An 18,688-nucleotide genomic window follows, 5' to 3' on the forward strand; every position below is an offset into this window, starting at 1 on the left:
AAAATTTTAATAGCGGTGCGGTCTCGAAGGGCTGCGGGACGGTAGGAAAAATGGGCATGCCGACTGGGTTGGGTGCCCATTTTTGGTGGGACGGGACTAGGGAATCTCCCTCGGCTTGATTGTTGTGGCGCATTACCCGAGTATTTGCGCTTTCCCGAGTCACTCACATCCATGGAAAGCGATCACTGTGACCCTCTACAGAATTCAAGAAGCGGACCTCGACATCCCTGATGCCTGGCAGGACCAGAGTATCAATATCTTCAAGCTGCCGGCCGTTGGCGGCGCCAAGGAAGCCAGTTTTGTCATCAGTCGTGATGCCTCCCAAGGCGACGCGATCTTCGCGGATTACATCGACAAGCAAGTGAAGAGCGCAGAGCAGCAATTGCCTGAGTTCAAGTTGGTCCAACGATGGGACACGGTGCTGCATGAACATGCCGCCACATTGCTGGATTACACCTGGAAGCGTGAAGGGCGCGAACTGATGTTGCGCCAGATGTTTATCGAACGAAAACCGGCCGTGCTGATCACCACATTGACGACCACGCCGAGTGATCTGGCTCATCACGAGACTGCCTGGAAAATTGCCATGAGCAGCCTCAAACCCCTTGTGTCAGGCACCTGATTCATACACGGCAGCGGTTTAACCAATACGGCAGATAGACGCAATGGATGCGCAAGCAGCAGCACGCTTGGGTGATGAAATAGCCCACGGTTTTGGGGTCATGTCGATGATCGCCGGCGCTGTGGCGGGCGCATTGATTGGAGCTGCAGTCATCGCTGCCACCGTTGCCACAGGTGGAGTGGCGGTGGCGATCATGGCAGGCTCGGTCGCTGCGGGCGGTTTGTCGATGTTCCAAATCGTCAAAGGTCTAAATACGCTTTTCAACCTACCCGAACCTACCACGGGGAAGTTGTTGAAGGGCAGTTTCAATGTCTATATCAATGGCCTCAATGCGATGCGAGCGGGAGAGGACATCGCCTCGTCCTGTACCGGTTTTCCGATGAGTCACCCAATGTGGCCGTTTCCGGTATTGATCGCCGAAGGCAGTGCCACGGTCTTTATCAACGGCAAGCCGGCGGCCCGCTTGCATAGCAAAATGGTCTGCGGTGCACATATCAAGAGTGGCAGCCCCAATACGTTTATCGGTGGGCCGACAGTTTCGGTTGCGTTTGTTCTTGATATCGAAGGTTGGATGCATTCCGGGCTGGAGCTTATGGGGCTGCTGGCAGCCGGCGCTGCACTGGTAATGGCCGCCATGGTGGGTCTTGCGGTACTTGTCGAGTTTGTCGTGATCGGCGGCCTGGTTTTAGGCGGCATGACCCTACTGGGTGAATTGGGTGACCGGCTTGGGCCGGGCTATCGAGATCTGCTCCAAGGCGTGGCAGGTATGGCGATGCTAGGGCTGAGTCCGAAGATGGCAAGGTTGGCGACGCCTAAGTACAAACTTGGCGTGACTGAGGCTGATATCCTGGCAATGCCGAAGGGAAGCCGACCAAATGCCGATACCTACCTCTCACCTAAGTACGTAAGCGAACATCTAGCCCAGTTCGATAAAGGCGCCTCGCGCTTCATGACAAAGTCCAACCTCGACAAGTACGGAATTGCTCAGCGTGATGGCACCTCCTTCATTATGCCCAAGCACGAGGCGGATCAATTGCTGGCCAACGCCAAGGGTGACCCGAGAGCGTTGGAGCAGGCGCTTGGATTACCGAAAAACACGCTGGATAACAGCACTCTGGTTCGCATCGATATCCCCGCCCCGAAAGACTTGAATCTACGGATTCCCTCCGGGAATGAGGCCGGGGCGAATGAGTTATGGATTCCTGGCGGTAAACTGCCTACGGGCAGCAGTGAGGCAGTCATTGACGCAGGCAGTATTGCGCCCACTGACTTCAGTTGGACGCCATTAGGATTTTAGAGGTGATCATGAAATTTCAGGATGTTTTTGTAAGTCGGGAGCACATGTTTTCCGTTGGAATCGAAAAGGAGTCGGGTCGTTTTTACGTATCCATACCGGTCAGCAACGGTATGGTCGATTACGAGGAATATTATGAAATTGATCGGGCAACTTTTGAACTGTTCAAGCGTGACCCGAACGCTGCTCTACCGTTCGTCATGCGTTGTCGCAAGCGCGAGTTGGACGAGCTGTTGCTGATTCAGCCGGGAACGAACCGAGGCACGGCGATCTGACGTTTCAACATCGTCTACCCACACTTCTGAAAGGATCTATGGAAAGGAGTGCTGACGCGCTCGGTAGGTTGTTGGGTGATGGCACCTACAATGCGGTAGCGGCGAAAGCCAACGTCGAAGATGGGCTGGGCCACAAGTACTATGAGGCGTGGCGAGTGCTGGACCCAAACAGTGCCGAAGCAAAAGCCATTGCCAATAAGAGCAAAGCCTATTACGACGCGATAAGGGGGAGCAGTGGCAATTGATTTTGAAGCGCTTTTGACCCGGGATGTGTTCATCGACTACAACTTCGAAGAAGTCATGTATCGCTGGGATCATCGAGAGAAAAAATATACGTCAAGTTCTATGGCGCACAAGAGCGTACTGAGCCGGTTGCTCCTGACCATCGTCTGTATCGGGAAGCGTTGTGCTCGGGCCGGGAAATCACTCGTGAGCAATATGAAAAAGGATTTACACGTCAATGAGTATTCTCGACACCGTCATTGCGCTGGCCTGTCGTGTTCATGCTGGGCAGCTGGATAAGTCTGGCAAGCCTTACATTCTGCATCCGCTGCGCTTGATGTTGAAATTCGAGACATTGGATGAGCAGGTTGTCAGCGTTCTGCACGATGTTGTCGAAGACAGTGATGTCACCCTGGATGAATTAAGACAATTAGGCCTCAGCGAGCACGTGATACGTGCCATCGACTGTCTCTCAAAGCGTCCTGGCGAAGTCTACGAAGACTTTATCGCGCGGATTCGGCCTGACGAGTTGGCGCGCAAGGTGAAAATCGAAGATATCCGGGACAACCTCAACCTCACGCGATTGCCCACCTTAGAGGCCAAGGACCTGGAACGGATCGCCAAATATCACAAAGCGCTGCGCTATCTTTTGCTGTCGACCTGATCGACTGGGCAGGCGCTCTGTCTGCCTTGTCAGCGCTTGGGAAAGAAGGCTTTCACCGCTGCATCAATAACGCTTTTGATGCCTTTACCCTTGTTATCCACGGCACAAGCATTGCCCGCATTGAGGTCCAGCCGGCCGCCTGTATCGATATTGCCGTTACCACTGGCGTAAATATTGAACGCGGTACCCGAGATGTTGATCTCGCCATTGGCATTGAACTCCAGCACGCTCTTTCCACAGACCAGTCGAATTTGCGATCCTGCCTCGATCAGGTATTGGGTGTTGATACTGTCGCTCTTGGCCCCGCCGACATGCAAAGCATCGTTAGCCAACACCGCGCGCAGGCGGTCATTACCGATTCTGACCGTCTCGTTGTGATCCACAGTGCTGTGGCGGTCATGCCCCACCCAATGGCCTTCGTCATTTTCTACGGCAATATCCTGATTACGCTCCGCGTGGATATAGAGTTGCTCGGCGCCTTTTTTGTCCTCCATGCGGATTTCGTTGAAATTGGCGGGTGAGCCACCCTTGCTGGAGCGGCTTTTCATACCACTTTGTGTGGCATTCTCGGGCAGTTTGTACGGCACCGTCTGCTCCGCGTTGTACACCCGCCCAGTAATAATCGGCCGGTCGGGGTCGCCTTCCAGAAAGCTCACAATCACCTCCTGGCCGATTCGTGGGATCTGCATCGAGCCCCAGTTCTTGCCGGCCCAGGATTGCGATACGCGTATCCAGCACGAGCTGTTTTCGTTGGACTGGTCGTGGCGGTCCCAGTAGAAATGCACCTTCACGCGGCCGTACTGGTCGGTCCAGATTTCCTCGCCTTTGGGGCCGACCACCAGCGCGGTCTGCGGGCCTTTGACGATGGGGCGATAGGTGTTGGCCAGCGGGCGGAAGCTTTGTTGGGCGTCGATGCAGGTCAGGCTGCTGTCGAACTGCGCCGAGCTGGAGCCGCCGCCGCTTTCCAGGCTTTCCTGAACGATGTAATAGCGGCAGCCGACGATCAGGTATTCGCGGTTCTGGTCCTGGCGACTGAAGCCGGTGAGGCTGAACAGGTGGCCGGAACCGAGGCCGCGGGCGTTGCCGTTGAATTCGATTTGTTCATGCAGGGTTTGCAGGGCTTCGATGCGGGTGCGCGCGTAGTGTTCGCCGTCCGCGCTTTGCACGTAGGTGCCGGGGTAGTCGTACAACGGGTAGTCGCCGGCGGCGTGCGGGCGCGGCATCGCCGAGCGCACGTCGATGCTCGCGCTGGGGCGCTGGAAGTCGTAGTCGTTGAGCTCCAGCGAGCCCGGCTGCACTTGCTGGGCCAGGTGCCAGTTGTACAGGTGGTCGCGTTCGCGTTGCTGCTCGTCCTTGGGGTAGTACGGAATCGACGCGTAGCCCGGCACCGTGGCGTGGGCGCCGTAGGCATCGGCCAGCACCAGCACGTGGCGGTCCTGTTCATGGCGGAAGAAGTAGTAGATGCCTTCCTGTTCCATCAAGCGGCTGACGAAATCGAAGCTGGTCTCGCGGTACTGCACGCAGTATTCCCACTCGCGATACGGCCGGCTCAGGGCGTCTTCGAAGTCGGAAAAGCCGAGGTCGCGGAACACTTGCTTGATGATCTGCGGGATGCTCAGGTTCTGGAAAATCCGACAGTCCGACGTGCGGCTCAGCAGCCACAGCCACGGGCGCAGCGTCACCTGGTAGCTGGCGAACTGGCCCTGGTCGATGCTCTGGCTGCACTGCGCGACGATGCCGTGAAAGTGCCGCTCGCCGCCGTCCGCCAATTGCACACCGACGCTCATCGGCTTGCCCAGCAACTGGTTGAGGTCGATGTTGGCGTCCAGGGAGGTCAGTTGCAGCTCATAGGCGAACAGCCGGCCCAACTCTTCGCCGCCACCCATTTGATTGAGCAACAGCACGTCCGGCCCGAGGGGGCTGGTGATTTTGGCTAGGCGTGAGGTTTGGTTGAATAGCATCGGTTAACCCGTAAATTGCGTAATAGCTGAAGAAACCGGCTGCAAATGTGGGAGGGGGCTTGCCCCCGATAGCAGTGTGTCAGTTGATGCATCTGGTGACTGATTCACCGCCATCGGGGGCAAGTCGAATCGTCGCACCGCCCCTCCCACATTTTTGATCGTGTTTCTTCAGGTCAATCGTTGAACTGATAGTGCAATTCGTTATCCCGGCTACTAATCCGCACACCCGCCAGCGCCTTGCCTTCGAGCATGCGCGTGAGAAATTCACGGCTCATGTCCGGCAGCAGGCTGTTGGTGAGGATCGTGTCGATCATGCGCCCGCCGCTTTCGGTCTCGGTGCAGCGCGAGACGATCAAATCGACCACCGCGTCGTCGTAATCGAAGGCGACTTTGTGGGTGTTCTGCACACGCTTCTTGATGCGCTCGAGTTGCAGGCGGGTGATCGCCTTGAGCATCTCGTCGCTCAGCGGGTAATACGGGATGGTCACCAGTCGGCCGAGCAGTGCGGGCGGGAAAATCTCCAGCAGCGGCTGGCGCAGGGCTTTGGCAATGTCTTCCGGCGCGGGGATGTTCGCCGGGTCTTTGCAGACCTGGGAAATCAACTCGGTGCCGGCGTTGGTGGTCAGCAGGATCAGCGTGTTCTTGAAGTCGATGACCCGGCCTTCGCCGTCTTCCATCACGCCCTTGTCGAACACCTGGAAGAAGATCTCGTGTACGTCCGGGTGGGCTTTTTCCACCTCGTCCAGCAGCACCACGCTGTAGGGTTTGCGCCGTACCGCTTCGGTCAGCACGCCGCCTTCGCCGTAGCCGATGTAGCCCGGTGGCGCGCCCTTGAGGGTCGACACGGTGTGGGCTTCCTGGAACTCGCTCATGTTGATGGTGATGACGTTCTGCTCGCCGCCGTACATGGCTTCGGCCAGGGCCAGGGCGGTTTCGGTCTTGCCCACGCCGGAGGTGCCGGCCAGCATGAACACGCCGATCGGCTTGCTCGGGTTGTCGAGGCCGGCGCGGGAGGTCTGGATGCGCTTGGCGATCATCTGCAAGGCGTGGTCCTGGCCGATGATGCGTTTCTTCAGGTGCTGGTCGAGGTTGAGCACGGTTTCCAGTTCGTTGCGCGCCATGCGGCCGACCGGGATGCCGGTCCAGTCGGCGACCACCGAGGCCACGGCCTGGTAATCCACGGTCGGCAGGATCAGCGGGGTTTCGCCTTGCAGCGCGGTGAGGCGCTGCTGCAGGTCGACCAATTGCGCACGCAACTCATCGTTGCCGCTGTCGACCACGCCGGCTTTTTCACGCAACGTCGCGCGGGTGGCGAGCAACTCATCGACCAGGGTTTTCTCTTCGGCCCAGCGGCTTTCCAGGCTGGCCAGGCGCTCGCGCTCGGCACTCAGCAGGGCTTCGCTGTTGCTCTGGCGTGCCCCGATGGCGATGCCGATCGCATGCTCGCGGGCGATGATCTGCAGCTCGGTTTCCAGGGCTTCGATGCGGCGACGGCTGTCGTCGACTTCGGCCGGCACCGCATGCAGGCTGATGGCGACGCGGGCGCAGGCGGTGTCCAGCAGGCTGACGGATTTATCCGGCAACTGGCGCGCCGGGATGTAGCGGTGGGACAGCTTCACCGAGGCTTCCAGTGCTTCGTCGAGGATCTGCACCTGATGGTGTTTCTCCATGGTCGAGGCCACGCCGCGCATCATCAGCAGCGCCTTGTCTTCCGACGGTTCGGCCACCTGCACTACCTGGAAACGGCGGGTCAGGGCCGGGTCTTTTTCGATGTGTTTCTTGTACTCGGCCCAGGTGGTCGCGGCCACGGTACGCAAGGTGCCGCGGGCCAGGGCCGGTTTGAGCAGGTTGGCTGCGTCACCGGTGCCGGCGGCACCACCGGCACCCACCAGGGTGTGGGCTTCGTCGATGAACAGGATGATCGGCTTCGGCGAGGCCTGGACGTCTTCGATGACCTGGCGCAGGCGCTGTTCGAACTCGCCTTTCATGCTGGCGCCGGCTTGCAGCAGGCCGACGTCGAGGCTGCGCAGTTCCACGTCTTTCAGCGCGGGCGGCACGTCGCCGGCGACGATGCGCAGGGCGAAGCCTTCGACCACGGCCGTCTTGCCCACGCCGGCTTCACCGGTGAGGATCGGGTTGTTCTGGCGTCGACGCATGAGGATATCCACCAACTGGCGGATCTCTTCGTCGCGGCCGACGATCGGGTCGAGCTTGCCGCTGCGTGCCTGTTCGGTCAGGTCGACCGTGAAACGCTTGAGCGCTTCCTGCTTGCCCATCGCACTCGGCGCCATCGCACCGCTGGCTTCGCCCGGAACGGCGCCGGCGTTGAAACCGTCGCTGGCCGTCAACGCATTCTCCGGCGAGTCGCCGACGTACTCGTCAAAGCGTTCGCTCAGGGCTTCGGCCTTGACCTTGTCGAACTCCGCCGACAAACCCAACAGCGCATGGCGCAGGCTCGGCGTCTTCAGAATGCCCAGCAGCAGATAACCGGTACGCACCTGGCTTTCGCCGAACATCAGGCTGCCGTAGACCCAGCCGCGCTCCACGGCTTCTTCCACATGGGAGGACAGGTCGGTGATCGAAGTCGAGCCCCGCGGCAGGCGGTCGAGGGCTTCGGTCAGGTCGCGGGCCAGGCGCGCCGGTTCCACGTTGAACTGACGGATGATGCGGTGCAGGTCCGAGTCCTGCAGTTGCAGCAACTGGTGAAACCAGTGGGCCAGTTCCACATACGGATTGCCCCGCAGCTTGCAGAACACCGTGGCGGCTTCGATGGCTTTGTAGGCCACGCTGTTGAGTTTGCCGAACAGTGCGGCGCGACTGATTTCACCCATGCTCTGGATTCCTTGAGGTGGTGGCGTGATCGGCGTAATGCCGGGCCAGGATTAGGTCGTTGGCATCAACCGCAGGGCGGCCGAGCCAGGTGTTGAAGCCCAGGCGGAACCGGCCGTTGAGTTGCAGCGCCGGGACTTCGGGTTGTTGCAGAACCAGGTTCAAGTCCCAGTCCAATTCATGGCCCAGGTACTCGGCCACCCAGGCCACCAGCTCGTTGAACGGCTGGCTGCCGGGCAGCATGCCCATGTAGTCGTCCAGCGCGAGCGGGCCCAGGCGGATGCGGAATTTGTGCTGGCGGTCCCACACATGGCTGCCCAGGCAGAAGTCCACGCCGAGCCGGTTGGCGCTGACCCCGACGCGACTGCGCTCGGGCAGCTCGAGCCATTGGCCGATGTATTCTTCGATCTCTACCGGCAGGCCGAAGTACTCGCCAAGGATCGCCTTCAAGCCATCCGGGTAGCGGGTCTGCGCCGACAGGTGGCCGCTGTAATGCAGCTTTGCCGTGTCGGGGATCAGCCCCTGGTTGAGCAGGCTCGGCATGCCCCGACCGCTCAAGGCCGCGAGGCGCGCCGACCAGTAATCATCGTCCGGGCGGTCGTGGCTGACGGTCGGCCGCGCCTCGGCCCAGGCCCGGTAGAACAGGCTCAACAGGCGATGGTGGAAGATATCCAGGAACTGTTTGCTGGTGCTGTCGGCATTGTTGCGCTGGCGTTCGCGCACGTACTCGGTGATGTGCAGCGGCAGCGGGCCGTTGGGTCCGCCGAGGCCGAAAAAGTACTGCTGCAGCCGCGCTGGCTTGCCGTCGCCAGCGGGGTCGACCGAGGCCAGGGTGGCCGGGGCGAAGGTGCAGTCGGCCTGTTGCCCGAGGCGCAGCGGGTCGTCCGCCAGGCGCAGGGACTGGCCCAGGCGCGGCAGGTCCGGCGATTCGCATTCGATACGCCGCAGCGCCTGGAAGAAATCGTATTCCCAGGGCTCCTGGTGCATTGCATCCAGGGTACTCACAGGGTCGGACGACGTCCGGGCTTGGCTTTCCATCGCATGATCTCGCCGCGTTCGGTGGTACGGATCACCGTCTCGGTAAAACTGTTGATCGACACGTAGCGTGCCAGGAAGCGTTCCAGTACCGCACCGAGCAGGAACACGCCGGTGCCGCGAAACGCGTTTTCATCGAATTCCAAGGTGATTTCCAGGCCGCGTCCAAACACGATCGGGCCGGGCATCGGCAGGCGCCGGGTCACCGCTTTGCTGCTGACTTCGCGCAGGCCTTCGATCTGCAATTGCAGGGCAGCGTCGTTGCTGTCGCCATACAGGCGCAGCAGTTCGCGCAAGGCGCCTGCGCCCTGGCCCTGTTCGCTCAGGGACAAGTAGTTGAGCGACAGCTGGCTGATCAGGCGCCAGGCCTTGGCGTCATGGGCGTGGCTGGCGCGCGGGCGGCTCGGCCCGGCGACGCAGCGCACGGCCAGCACCGGGGCGCTGTCGGCGAGGGTAAAGTCGGTCTTACCATTGCCCACGCTCATGAACAGCGGCAAGTCGCGGTTGGTACACAGCGCGCTTACGCCGAGTTGGCGCAGGTCGTGGCGATAGGGCGCTTGCTGGCTGTCCACCAGGCTGACGAAGGTTTCGCTGCCCACGTAGGTGGAGCGCGGGCCGTTGCGCCGCTGGTCGCTGGACAGCACCCGCGGCTCACGGCGCACGGTGTAGTACGCCTGGTCGCGGCCATAACGCGAGGGGTCGCGCACCGCATAGAACGGCAGGAACGGCTGCTCCGGCCCGGTGCCGTGGCCGGTGATGCCGTCGAGGGAGTGAATCTCGAAATCCATCGGCCGCGTGCGGTCGGCGATCACATGGTGTTCGTTGACCCGCTCGGACAAGTGGATACGGTCCACGCGTTTCGGGAACAGGTTGATCGCCGGGGTGCAGAACGGCAGGAACTGCGCGGCGCCGACGCTGCCTTCCAGGCTCGGTTCGTGGCGGTCGAACAGCACGATCAGTTCCAGTTCCTGGCCGTCGCAACGCTTGACCGCACGGCTCAGCTCGGCGAACTCGATGAACAGGAAGCGGTGGGGCAGGGCGAAGTATTCCTGCAGCAACCGATAGCCCTGGAACGCCCGCGCCACCACGGGCATGGCCGCGTCGGCGTCGTCGAAACCGCGCGAGCGCAGCGCGTCTGGTGGCAGGCGCTCGACCCAATCGCCCCCCGGCTTGCGCGCAAACACCGCGCAGGCATTGCCCAGTAATTGTTCGTAGAGGCGGAACGGTTGCTCATCCGCACCGCTGAGGTACAGCGGCAGGTTGTCCAGCGCGAGGCTGTTGAACGGCAACTCGGCGCCGGTGCGCAGGGTCAGGCGCAAACCGGCCTTGGCTTTCGGTTCGCTGGCCGCCAGGCGCCCGAGCACGGCGGCGGGGTTGCCGAAGTACTCGGCGTGGCTGACCTGCAACGGCCACAGCGTCACCGGGTGAGCGGTGCGGTACTCGCAGCAGGTCTGGGTTTCGCGGCCCAACGCGGCGCGCAATACGCTGTCGCGCGGCAACGGGAAACCGCTGGCCAGGGAGCCTTCATCCGGGTCGGTCTGCAGTTGCACCACGGTCATCGACGGGGTCGGCGCCAGGTAGTGTGGGTAGGCGATTTCCAGCAGGTTATGGGTGAAGGTCGGGTACTCGGCGTCGAGCTTGAGCTGCACGCGGGCGGTGAGGTAGGCAAAGCCTTCGAGCAGACGTTCGACGTAGGGGTCGGCGCAGTCCATGCCGGACAGGCTCAGCCGACTGGCGATCTTCGGGTATTCCTTGGCGAACTCGGCGGCGCTTTCGCGCACGTGGTGCAGTTCCTGGTTGTACAGCTCCAGCAGGCGCGGGTTCATGGGCGTCTCCGCTGGTCGGCGTTGACCACGCGTACATGGCCCGACTCCAGGTCCAGGTCGGTTTGCAGCAGCAGGCGCAACGGCACCGGCTGCGCCCACAGGTCGCCTTCGATCTCGAAGCTCAGGGCGTTGTGGTTCATCTCGCCATGGCCGACACGGGCTTTGACGCGCAGGGTGTGGCGCAGAATACGTGGCTCAAAGGTGGCGATCGCCTGGTAGATCAGGGCTTCCAGGGCCTTGATGTCGACGCTGGAAACACTGTTGCCCGCCAGCGCCGGCAGGCCGTAATTGACCACCGAGGTGCCGGCCGGGGTGTGCAGGGTGGCATCGGCATCGAGCAACGACGTGGTGTTGAGCAGCCACGCCAGGTCACGCAGCACCGAGGCCTTCAATTGGGTAAGGGACAGCACGCGCTTGTCGGCGCTTTCCTTCGGGTTGGTTGGGTCGTCGTCGGTCAACCGGTCCAACAGGGACGGTTGCAGACGGTCGCGGGAAGCGATTTCAGTTACCACCAAAGCAGCTCCACGGACGGGTTGCGAGAGGGACAAAGTGCCTGGGGCCGTGGCGCTGGGCCACGGCCGCCAGGGCTATCAGCGCTTGGTGTTGGAACGGATGTTCCAGCCAAACTTGATCGCGCCGCCGTCTTTGGTGCCGTCGGCTTTCTGCGGTTGGTAGTCGACCATCACCTGGGCGAAGTTCAGGGTGACGTTTTCGGTCAGGCGATCATCGGAGCCCGAACCGCCGGTGCTCAGGGACGTGACCAGCACTTCTTCCAGGTTGATCACCATGTATTCGACCTGGCTTTCACCACCGGCCTTGCGCACGGTCAGCTTGACCTTGTCGATGTGCTTGCCGCTGGCGCAGTGCATCATCAGGTTCGGCGAGGCCTTGTCGACGTACTTGGTCAGCGACAGGTCCTGGATGTTCACCTTGCCCGCGCCGCCGCCACCGCCTACGTGCATGTTGCCGGACTGGGACATGCCCCAGCTCCAGTTCAGCACGTCGATTTCGTCCTTGTGGGCTTTGTCCATGGACTCGCCCTTGATGTCGCCGATCTTGATGAAAATATCAACAGCCATGTTTTCTCCCTGTGTGGACTCAGCCACTGTATTTGTTAACGCCGCCTACCCCTGTAGGAGCGAGCTTGCTCGCGAAGGTCGTCAACGGTGACGCGGGCATCCTGGATGAACGCAGCGCCTTCAAGTTTTTCGCGAGCAAGCTCGCTCCTACAGGGAGCGAGCCAGTCCCGATTTTTTATGCGCTTTTCGCCGACGGCAGTTTCGATACCAGGCGCAGCGACACGGTCAGCCCTTCGAGCTGGTAGTGCGGGCGCAGGTAGAACTTGGAGTTGTAGTAACCCGGGTTGCCCTCGACGTCTTCCACGATCACTTCGGCTGCCGCCAGTGGGTGCTGGGCCTTGGTGGTTTCGGTGGAGTGCGCTGGGTCGCCGTCGACGTAGTTGAGGATCCAGTCCTGCAACCAGCGCTGCATTTCGTCCTTCTCTTTGAAGGAACCGATCTTGTCGCGCACGATGCACTTCAAGTAGTGCGCGAAACGGCAGGTGGCGAACAGGTACGGCAGGCGTGCGGCCAGGTTGGCGTTGGCGGTGGCGTCCGGGTCGTCGTACTCGGCCGGCTTCTGCAGCGACTGCGCGCCGATGAACGCCGCGAAGTCGGTGTTCTTCTTGTGCAGCAGCGGCATGAAACCGTTCTTCGCCAGCTCCGCTTCACGGCGGTCGCTGATGGCGATTTCGGTCGGGCACTTCATGTCCACGCCACCGTCATCGGTAGGGAACGTGTGGGCCGGCAGGTTTTCCACTTCACCGCCGGACTCCACGCCACGGATGCGCGAGCACCAGCCGTAGTGTTTGAACGAACGGTTGATGTTCACCGCCATCGCGTAAGCGGCGTTGGCCCAGGTGTACTTGGAGCTGTCGGCGCCGTCGGTGTTTTCTTCGAAGGCGAAGGCTTCCACCGGGTCGGTCTTGGCGCCATACGGCAGGCGTGCGAGGAAGCGCGGCATGGTCAGGCCGATGTAGCGCGAGTCTTCCGATTCACGCAGCGAGCGCCAGCCGGCGTATTCCGGGGTGGTGAAGATCTTGGTCAGGTCGCGCGGGTTCGACAGTTCCTGCCACGAGCCCATGCCCATCACGGTCGGCGAAGCGGCCGCGATGAACGGGGCGTGCATGGCGGCGCAGACTTTGGACAATTCGCCCAACAGCTCGACATCCGGTGGCGACTGGTCGAAGTAGTAGTCGCCGACCAGGCAACCGTAAGGTTCGCCGCCGAACTGGCCGTATTCTTCTTCGTACATCTTCTTGAAGATCGGGCTCTGGTCCCAGGCGGTGCCCTTGAATTTCTTCAGGGTCTTGTGCAGGTCCGGCTTGGAGATGTTGAGCACGCGGATCTTCAGCTGCTCATCGCTCTCGGTGTTGTTGACCAGGTAGTGCAGGCCACGCCAGGCGCTTTCCAGCTGCTGGAAATCCGGGTGGTGGATGACCTGGTTGACCTGGGCGGTGAGCTTGGCGTCGATGGCGGCGATGATCGATTCGATCGACTTGATCGCGTCGTTGGACACCAGGTCAGTCTGTGCCAGCGCCTGCTCGGCGAGTGTCCGCACGGCGGTTTCCACGGCTTCGCGGGCACGCTCGGTCTTCGGTTTGAACTCTTGCAGCAACAGCGAGGCGAACTCGCTGGTTTCTTCGGTGGCGCCCAGGTTCTGAGCGCTTTCGCGCACGGTATTCTCGGTCATGATTACTGCTCCCCTGCCGGCTTCGGCGCGCTCGCAAGGGCCTGCAGCAATGCCGGGTCCTTGATCGCTTTCATGATGATTTCTTCAGCGCCGGTCTTGCCGTCCATGTAGGTCAGCAGGTTGGCCAACTGGGTACGGGCTTCGAGCAGCTTGTTCAGCGCATCGACCTTGCGAGCCACGGCGGCCGGGCTGAAGTCGTCCATGCTTTCGAAAGTGATGTCCAGGCTCAGGTTGCCTTCGCCGGTCAGCTCGTTGGGTACGTGGAACGCTACGCGCGGTTGCATGGCCTTGAGGCGCGAGTCGAAGTTGTCGACGTCCACTTCAAGGAACTTGCGGTCGGCCACGGGCGCGAGGGGCTCGGCGGGTTTGCCGGCGAGGTCGGCCATCACACCCATCACGAAGGGCAGCTGGACCTTTTTCTCGGCGCCGTAGAGCTCGACGTCGTACTCGATCTGCACTCGAGGCGCGCGGTTGCGCGCGATGAATTTCTGAGAACTTTGCTTCGCCACGTTGCTGCTCCTGGTCGCTTGAGCGACGGTGTTGTTACTGCGCAGTCGGGCGGCTTACTCGCCGTCCGGGCCACGCAGGTTTTCAAATTGGGACATGCCGTCGGGAATCAGATTGCGCACGATGGCCGCGAAGTCGGCATGCACCAGATGCTTTGCGCGGTTCAACAACACCGGCAGCGGGCTCGAAGGCTCGTGACGGGTGTAGTACGCAAGGATCTTGTCGAGGCTGCGCAGCACGTCATCGCGGTTGGCGATGTCGCCGCTGGGGCGCGGTGCGGTGGGGGCGGCGGCGAAGTCGGCCGAGGGGGCATTGTCGTCACTGACGGCCTCGGGTTCGCGGCTGCTGGTCTCACCGTTCGGTACAAATTGGCTGAGGATCTGCAGCGCCTGCTTGAGCGGTTGCTTCAACAGGCTGAGGTCGACGCCCTGGGCCGAGCCGACCTGGTCGCTGACCTGTTGTTCGATGGCTTCGCAGGCGGCACGCGCGGTGCTCAAGGCGTCGCGGGTGGCTTGCAGTTGCTCGGGGTCGCTGTCGAGGAACGCGGCGTTGAGCTGCTGGGCGCCGAGTTGTTCATCGGGAAAACTCATCAGGCCGCTGGCGTTCAGCGCGGCGCGCAGGCTCACGGCGCCGAAGGTGCGCGAGCGCGTGAGGATGCTTTCGCGCAGCAGGCGGATCGTCGCGTCGCCGGTCAAGCCGGACAGGGCGTTGATACGCACGGTGGGGTCGTTATCGTCGTCGGCATCCAGGCGCGGGTGCAGGTCGGCCCAGTATTCGCGCAGCAGCGCGTTGATCAGCGTGAGCGCGTCGGCCAACCCGGCCACACCCTGGAGGGCGAGGGCGCTTTGCAGCAGGAAATGGGTGATGCGCAGGTCTTTGCTGCGTTGCAACAGGTCGAGGCTTTGCTGCTGGATGCTGCGCCAGTCCGGCGGTTCGGCAGGCAGGATGGCGTCGCCCATGCTGCGCTCGGGCTGCCCCTTGGCATCACGCTCCAGTTGTAGAAATTGCGCGTCATATTCCATGTCTTCGCCACATGGCGAAGTCGCGGAAACGGCGGCGAGCAGCAACGGCACATCCACTGAAATCGATCTCCCTATCGGCCCGTTAGATGACGGGCAATTCATGCATTAGTTGCGTGATGAACTTTGCATGTTTTCTTGGTCATATACATGTGGCGCCACTAATGTGCCATCACTGGTATTCAAGAAGTTGTGCATTTTTGGTGTAGTAGTTGTGGCTTGTCAAGGTAAGCTATTCGCCCTCTGTGACAGATGTGCGGTACTTAACAACCTGCGCGACTGGTGAGTCGAGTGGTGTTCCACGACAGGGTTTTTGTCATTGAGGCCAGTTAAGATCTGCGATCATGCTGGTAAAAAGCAGATTATGACCGTGGTTCGCGTCGCCTGGCGCGATCTCTCGGGAAAGGCGCTCGCCGGGAATCGATTGCGCGCGAAGTATCAGCAAGGAGGCAAGATGTCGCTGTGTTTGACTATCACTAGTTATCACAAGATTACCCCTGGGCAGTGTGCCGAAAAGTCCTTGAACCAGGGCTCGATAGCTATCGGCCGCAGCTCGGATAATGACTGGGTATTGCCTGATCCCGAGCGTCTGGTGTCCTCGAAACATTGCGTAATTCAATACAAAGATGGTCGTTATTATTTAACCGATAACAGTACAAACGGTGTGGAGTTGGTTAACGCCGGCATCCGTCTGCGCCGGGGTAATAGCGAGCCGTTGCAGGATGGCGAGCTGATCCGCATCGGTGATTACGAAATCCAGGCGCGCATCGATTTCAACGTCCAGGCTGTGGATAGCCAGGCGTTTGCCGGGGATTCCCCGAACAGTTTTGAAGCGCTGATGGGCGCCGTCGCCAGCAAGCCGGTAGCCACGCCGGTGATCGCGCCGCAGTTCCAGGGCGCGTCGTCGATGGACACCTTGCCGGACCTCTTCGATTTTCTCAGCCCGACCGCCGTGCCGCCGCCGACCGTGGCCGATCATGTGCCGTCCGAGCAACACGACTTCCGCCCGCCGACCCCGGTGGCCGTGCCGCCTGCCGCGTCGGGTTCGGTCATTCCCGAGGATTGGGACCTGTTTGGTGACACACCGGCGCCGGTGGTCAGCGCACCGCCACCGCCTGCGCCGGTGATCGCGCCGCCACCTGTGGTCGAGCCTGTGCTCCCGGTGGCCGCCGCCCAGCAACCCGATCTTTTGCACGCCTTCCTGCGCGGCGCCGGCCTGGACCCATTGCGCCTGGACAAGGCCCAGGCCGAAGCCCAGATGGAAAGCATCGGCCGCAGCTACCGGCTGATGGTCGAAGGCCTGATCGACGTGTTGCGTGCCCGCGCCAGCCTCAAGGGCGAATTCCGCATGCAGCAGACGATGATCCAGCCCGCGGAAAACAATCCGTTGAAATTCGCCCCGAATGCCGACGAAGCGCTACAGCTGCTGCTGCGTCATGGCAACCAAGCGTTTATGGCACCGGACATCGCAGTGCGCGACAGTTTCGACGACCTGCGCGCTCACCAATTGGCGGTGATGGCCGGTGTGGAAGCGGCCATCAAACACCTGCTCAGCCGCTTCGAACCGGCGCAGCTGGAGGAACGCATGGGCAAGCCCGGCGGGCTGTCGAGCCTGTTCAGCGGCTCGCGCCAGGCCCAGTACTGGCAGCAGTTCACCGAGCTTTACAGCAATATTTCCCGCGAGGCCCAGGAAGATTTCCAGGACCTGTTCGGCCGCGAATTCAGCCGAGCCTACGAAGAGCACAGCGCACGCCAGCGTCGCTGAGCCGCAACACATGGATAAAACGGAAAGCTAAGTACGTCATTGAGGACGAAGGATGATTCCCAGGTTTTTACTCGCAGTGGCCAGCCTGCTGATGCTGGCGGCATGTACCAAGGATGTCGCCGAACCCCAGGCCAGCGCCGCCGAGGTTGAAGCGAACAGCGCTGCCGTCGAGTTGCACTTTCACGCGATTGCCGGGCTCAACCCCGGCGCCAACGGCCAGGCCGCCCCGGTGCGCGTGCGGATTTTCGAACTGAAAAACGCCGCCACCTTCGGCCGTTCGGATTACTTCGCCCTGGCTGACCATGCGCAATCCACCCTCGGCCTCGACCTGCTGGACCAGGACGAAGTGATGGTGCAGCCCGGCCAGCAGTTGAGCATCCAGCGCGACCTCGACCCGTCCACCCGCCAGATCGGCCTGTTGGTGGGCTACCGCGAGCTGGACCGCGCGCAATGGCGCACGGTGCTCAACGTGCCGCCGCGCCAATACACCGAATACCAGATCAGCCTCGATGTGCGCGCCGTGCGTGCGGACGTCGTGGTTTCCCCATCCAGCCCAGCCCAATAACAAGCAATCGGAGCCCCCATGTCCTGGAACAATCGCGTGGTCTGGTCGGAAGGCATGTTCATCGGAACGCAGCACTTCCAGCAGCATGACCGTTACCTGGAAAACCTGATCGACGCCCGCAGTCGCCCGTTGTCGGCCGGGGCCTGGGGGTTTTCCGAGCTGCTGATCGATCAGGGCCTGCTGGCCCAGGGCAAGCTGGCGATTGTGTCGGCACGCGGCCTGTTGCCCGACGGCACGCCGTTCAATATCCCCCAGGATGACTTGGCGCCCAGCCCGCTGAATATCGACGACAGCCTGCGCGATGGTCTCGTCTACCTGGCCTTACCGCTCAAGCGCGCAGGGGCCCGCGACACCGTCGACGACGGCGAAGCGCTTGGCGCCGCCCGCTACGTGAGCCAGGTGCGCGAAGTGCGTGACGACAACGCACCGTTCGAGAATCGCGCCCCGGTGGCCGTCGGCTCCCGTGCGCTGCGCCTGTTGACCGCGCAGGACGGCATCAGCGATTACGCCGCGATCGGCCTGGTGCGTATCAAGGAAAAACGCGCCGACCGTGCGCTGGTCCTCGACGACAGCTACATCCCGCCAGTCCTCGATGTGGCCGCGAGCAAACCGCTGACCGCGTTTCGCAGCGAACTGCTCGGCCTGCTGCACCAGCGCGGCGAAGCCCTGGCCGGGCGCGTGGTCGCTTCGGGCGCGGGCGGCGCGTCGGAGATTGCCGACTTCATGCTGTTGCAACTGGTCAACCGTGCCCAGCCGCTGATCCAGCACCTCAGCCAACTGAGCCCGCTGCACCCGGAGCGGTTGTTCAGCGAACTGGTCAGCCTGGCCGGTGAGTTCGCTACCTTCTCCACCACCGGCCGGCGCCCCCAGGAATACCCGCAGTACCAGCACGACGACCTGGCCTTGAGTTTTGCCCCGGTGATGCAGGCCCTGCGTGAAGCGCTGTCGATGTTGATCGACAGCAAGGCCACGCCGATCCCGATCGTCGAGAAAGCCTACGGCATCCACGTGGCAATGCTCGCCGACAAAACCCTGATCGACAGCGCCAGTTTCATCCTCGTGGTACGCGCCGATGTGCCCGGCGAGACCTTGCGCGCGCGCTTCGGCCAGCAGAGCAAAGTCGGCTCGGTGGAGCACATTCGCGACCTGGTCAACCTGCAACTGCCCGGCATTGGCCTGCTGCCGTTGCCGGTGGCGCCGCGCCAACTGCCGTACCACGCAGGCTCGACCTATTACGAGCTGGACCGGGGCAGCGAGCACTGGCAGCAGTTGAGCAATTCCGGCGGCTTCGCCTTCCATATCGCCGGGCAGTTCCCGGGCTTGAACCTGGCCTTCTGGGCGATCCGAGGATAA

16 protein-coding genes are annotated in these 18,688 nt (G+C 61.7%); 7 read left to right on the top strand and 9 right to left on the bottom strand.

The window, feature by feature from the left end; all coding sequences use genetic code 11:
- Positions 1–187: 187 nt before the first annotated feature.
- The 4 genes from C5F70_RS25160 to C5F70_RS25185 all read left to right on the top strand — a co-directional run bounded on the left by C5F70_RS25160 (position 188) and on the right by C5F70_RS25185 (position 3,077).
- Positions 188–622 (top strand): DUF1795 domain-containing protein, encoded by a 435-nt coding sequence (locus tag C5F70_RS25160; protein WP_046381626.1) that lies wholly within the window; start codon positions 188–190, stop codon positions 620–622.
- A 43-nt stretch (positions 623–665) separates the two neighbouring features.
- Positions 666–1,919, top strand: a complete 1,254-nt coding sequence (locus tag C5F70_RS25165; RefSeq protein ID WP_017849987.1) for a PAAR domain-containing protein — start codon at positions 666–668, stop codon at positions 1,917–1,919.
- Positions 1,920–1,927: 8 nt separating this feature from the next.
- A complete protein-coding gene (locus C5F70_RS25170) occupies positions 1,928–2,191 on the top strand; it encodes a hypothetical protein (protein ID WP_046385147.1) in 264 nt (87 codons plus the stop codon).
- Positions 2,192–2,651: 460 nt separating this feature from the next.
- Positions 2,652–3,077, top strand: coding sequence for a guanosine-3',5'-bis(diphosphate) 3'-pyrophosphohydrolase (locus C5F70_RS25185; RefSeq protein ID WP_017849984.1), 426 nt, complete (start codon positions 2,652–2,654; stop codon positions 3,075–3,077).
- Positions 3,078–3,106: 29 nt separating this feature from the next.
- Here the strand turns inward: C5F70_RS25185 and C5F70_RS25190 are convergent, their stop codons facing one another.
- The 9 genes from C5F70_RS25190 to tssA all read right to left on the bottom strand — a co-directional run bounded on the left by C5F70_RS25190 (position 3,107) and on the right by tssA (position 15,065).
- Positions 3,107–5,038, bottom strand: coding sequence for a type VI secretion system Vgr family protein (locus C5F70_RS25190; RefSeq protein WP_104904233.1), 1,932 nt, complete (start codon positions 5,036–5,038; stop codon positions 3,107–3,109).
- A 173-nt stretch (positions 5,039–5,211) separates the two neighbouring features.
- Positions 5,212–7,869 (bottom strand): type VI secretion system ATPase TssH, encoded by a 2,658-nt coding sequence (tssH, locus tag C5F70_RS25195; RefSeq protein WP_104904234.1) that lies wholly within the window; start codon positions 7,867–7,869, stop codon positions 5,212–5,214.
- On the bottom strand, positions 7,862–8,905 hold the full coding sequence (tssG, locus tag C5F70_RS25200; protein ID WP_046381629.1) for a type VI secretion system baseplate subunit TssG: 1,044 nt from the start codon (positions 8,903–8,905) through the stop codon (positions 7,862–7,864). The genes tssH and tssG overlap by 8 nt, the downstream gene beginning before the upstream one ends.
- Complete coding sequence (gene tssF, locus C5F70_RS25205; RefSeq protein WP_104904235.1) at positions 8,869–10,728, bottom strand: type VI secretion system baseplate subunit TssF; 1,860 nt, start codon at positions 10,726–10,728, stop codon at positions 8,869–8,871. Before tssF ends, tssG begins: the two co-directional genes overlap by 37 nt.
- Positions 10,725–11,240 (bottom strand): type VI secretion system baseplate subunit TssE, encoded by a 516-nt coding sequence (tssE, locus tag C5F70_RS25210; RefSeq protein ID WP_005792513.1) that lies wholly within the window; start codon positions 11,238–11,240, stop codon positions 10,725–10,727. Before tssE ends, tssF begins: the two co-directional genes overlap by 4 nt.
- 78 nt (positions 11,241–11,318) lie before the next feature.
- Positions 11,319–11,807 carry a type VI secretion system tube protein Hcp gene (locus C5F70_RS25215; RefSeq protein WP_003195562.1) on the bottom strand — a complete coding sequence of 163 codons (489 nt, stop codon included), beginning with the start codon at positions 11,805–11,807 and terminating at the stop codon, positions 11,319–11,321.
- A 175-nt stretch (positions 11,808–11,982) separates the two neighbouring features.
- Entirely contained in the window at positions 11,983–13,479 is a 1,497-nt protein-coding gene (tssC, locus tag C5F70_RS25225) for a type VI secretion system contractile sheath large subunit (protein ID WP_046488991.1), read from the bottom strand.
- A 2-nt stretch (positions 13,480–13,481) separates the two neighbouring features.
- Positions 13,482–13,988: a type VI secretion system contractile sheath small subunit gene (gene tssB / locus C5F70_RS25230; protein ID WP_017849978.1), complete on the bottom strand. Its 507-nt coding sequence runs from the start codon at positions 13,986–13,988 to the stop codon at positions 13,482–13,484.
- A gap of 54 nt (positions 13,989–14,042) precedes the next feature.
- Positions 14,043–15,065 carry a type VI secretion system protein TssA gene (tssA, locus tag C5F70_RS25235; protein ID WP_102618735.1) on the bottom strand — a complete coding sequence of 341 codons (1,023 nt, stop codon included), beginning with the start codon at positions 15,063–15,065 and terminating at the stop codon, positions 14,043–14,045.
- Positions 15,066–15,459: 394 nt separating this feature from the next.
- Here tssA and tagH point away from each other — a divergent pair, with 394 nt between their 5' ends.
- The 3 genes from tagH to tssK are packed head-to-tail and all read left to right on the top strand — an operon-like array spanning position 15,460 to position 18,688.
- A complete protein-coding gene (gene tagH, locus C5F70_RS25240) occupies positions 15,460–16,770 on the top strand; it encodes a type VI secretion system-associated FHA domain protein TagH (protein WP_104904237.1) in 1,311 nt (436 codons plus the stop codon).
- 52 nt (positions 16,771–16,822) lie between these two features.
- Positions 16,823–17,335, top strand: coding sequence for a type VI secretion system lipoprotein TssJ (tssJ, locus tag C5F70_RS25245; protein ID WP_017849975.1), 513 nt, complete (start codon positions 16,823–16,825; stop codon positions 17,333–17,335).
- Positions 17,336–17,353: 18 nt separating this feature from the next.
- The gene (tssK, locus tag C5F70_RS25250) at positions 17,354–18,688 is read left to right on the top strand and encodes a type VI secretion system baseplate subunit TssK (protein ID WP_046381634.1); all 1,335 of its coding nucleotides are present in this window, start codon (positions 17,354–17,356) and stop codon (positions 18,686–18,688) included.

Source organism: Pseudomonas sp. LH1G9 (genome assembly GCF_002949975.1).
GTDB classification, from domain to species: Bacteria; Pseudomonadota; Gammaproteobacteria; order Pseudomonadales; family Pseudomonadaceae; genus Aquipseudomonas; species Aquipseudomonas veronii.

Coding starts and splice junctions, on each gene's coding strand:
- C5F70_RS25185 (WP_017849984.1), top strand. CDS start 2,652: ATGAGTATTCTCGACACCGTCATTGCGCTGGCCTGTCGTGTTCATGCT.
- tagH (WP_104904237.1), top strand. CDS start 15,460: ATGTCGCTGTGTTTGACTATCACTAGTTATCACAAGATTACCCCTGGG.
- C5F70_RS25165 (WP_017849987.1), top strand. CDS start 666: ATGGATGCGCAAGCAGCAGCACGCTTGGGTGATGAAATAGCCCACGGT.
- tssF (WP_104904235.1), bottom strand. CDS start 10,728: ATGAACCCGCGCCTGCTGGAGCTGTACAACCAGGAACTGCACCACGTG.
- tssJ (WP_017849975.1), top strand. CDS start 16,823: ATGATTCCCAGGTTTTTACTCGCAGTGGCCAGCCTGCTGATGCTGGCG.
- tssG (WP_046381629.1), bottom strand. CDS start 8,905: ATGGAAAGCCAAGCCCGGACGTCGTCCGACCCTGTGAGTACCCTGGAT.
- tssK (WP_046381634.1), top strand. CDS start 17,354: ATGTCCTGGAACAATCGCGTGGTCTGGTCGGAAGGCATGTTCATCGGA.
- C5F70_RS25170 (WP_046385147.1), top strand. CDS start 1,928: ATGAAATTTCAGGATGTTTTTGTAAGTCGGGAGCACATGTTTTCCGTT.
- C5F70_RS25215 (WP_003195562.1), bottom strand. CDS start 11,807: ATGGCTGTTGATATTTTCATCAAGATCGGCGACATCAAGGGCGAGTCC.
- tssC (WP_046488991.1), bottom strand. CDS start 13,479: ATGACCGAGAATACCGTGCGCGAAAGCGCTCAGAACCTGGGCGCCACC.
- tssH (WP_104904234.1), bottom strand. CDS start 7,869: ATGGGTGAAATCAGTCGCGCCGCACTGTTCGGCAAACTCAACAGCGTG.
- C5F70_RS25190 (WP_104904233.1), bottom strand. CDS start 5,038: ATGCTATTCAACCAAACCTCACGCCTAGCCAAAATCACCAGCCCCCTC.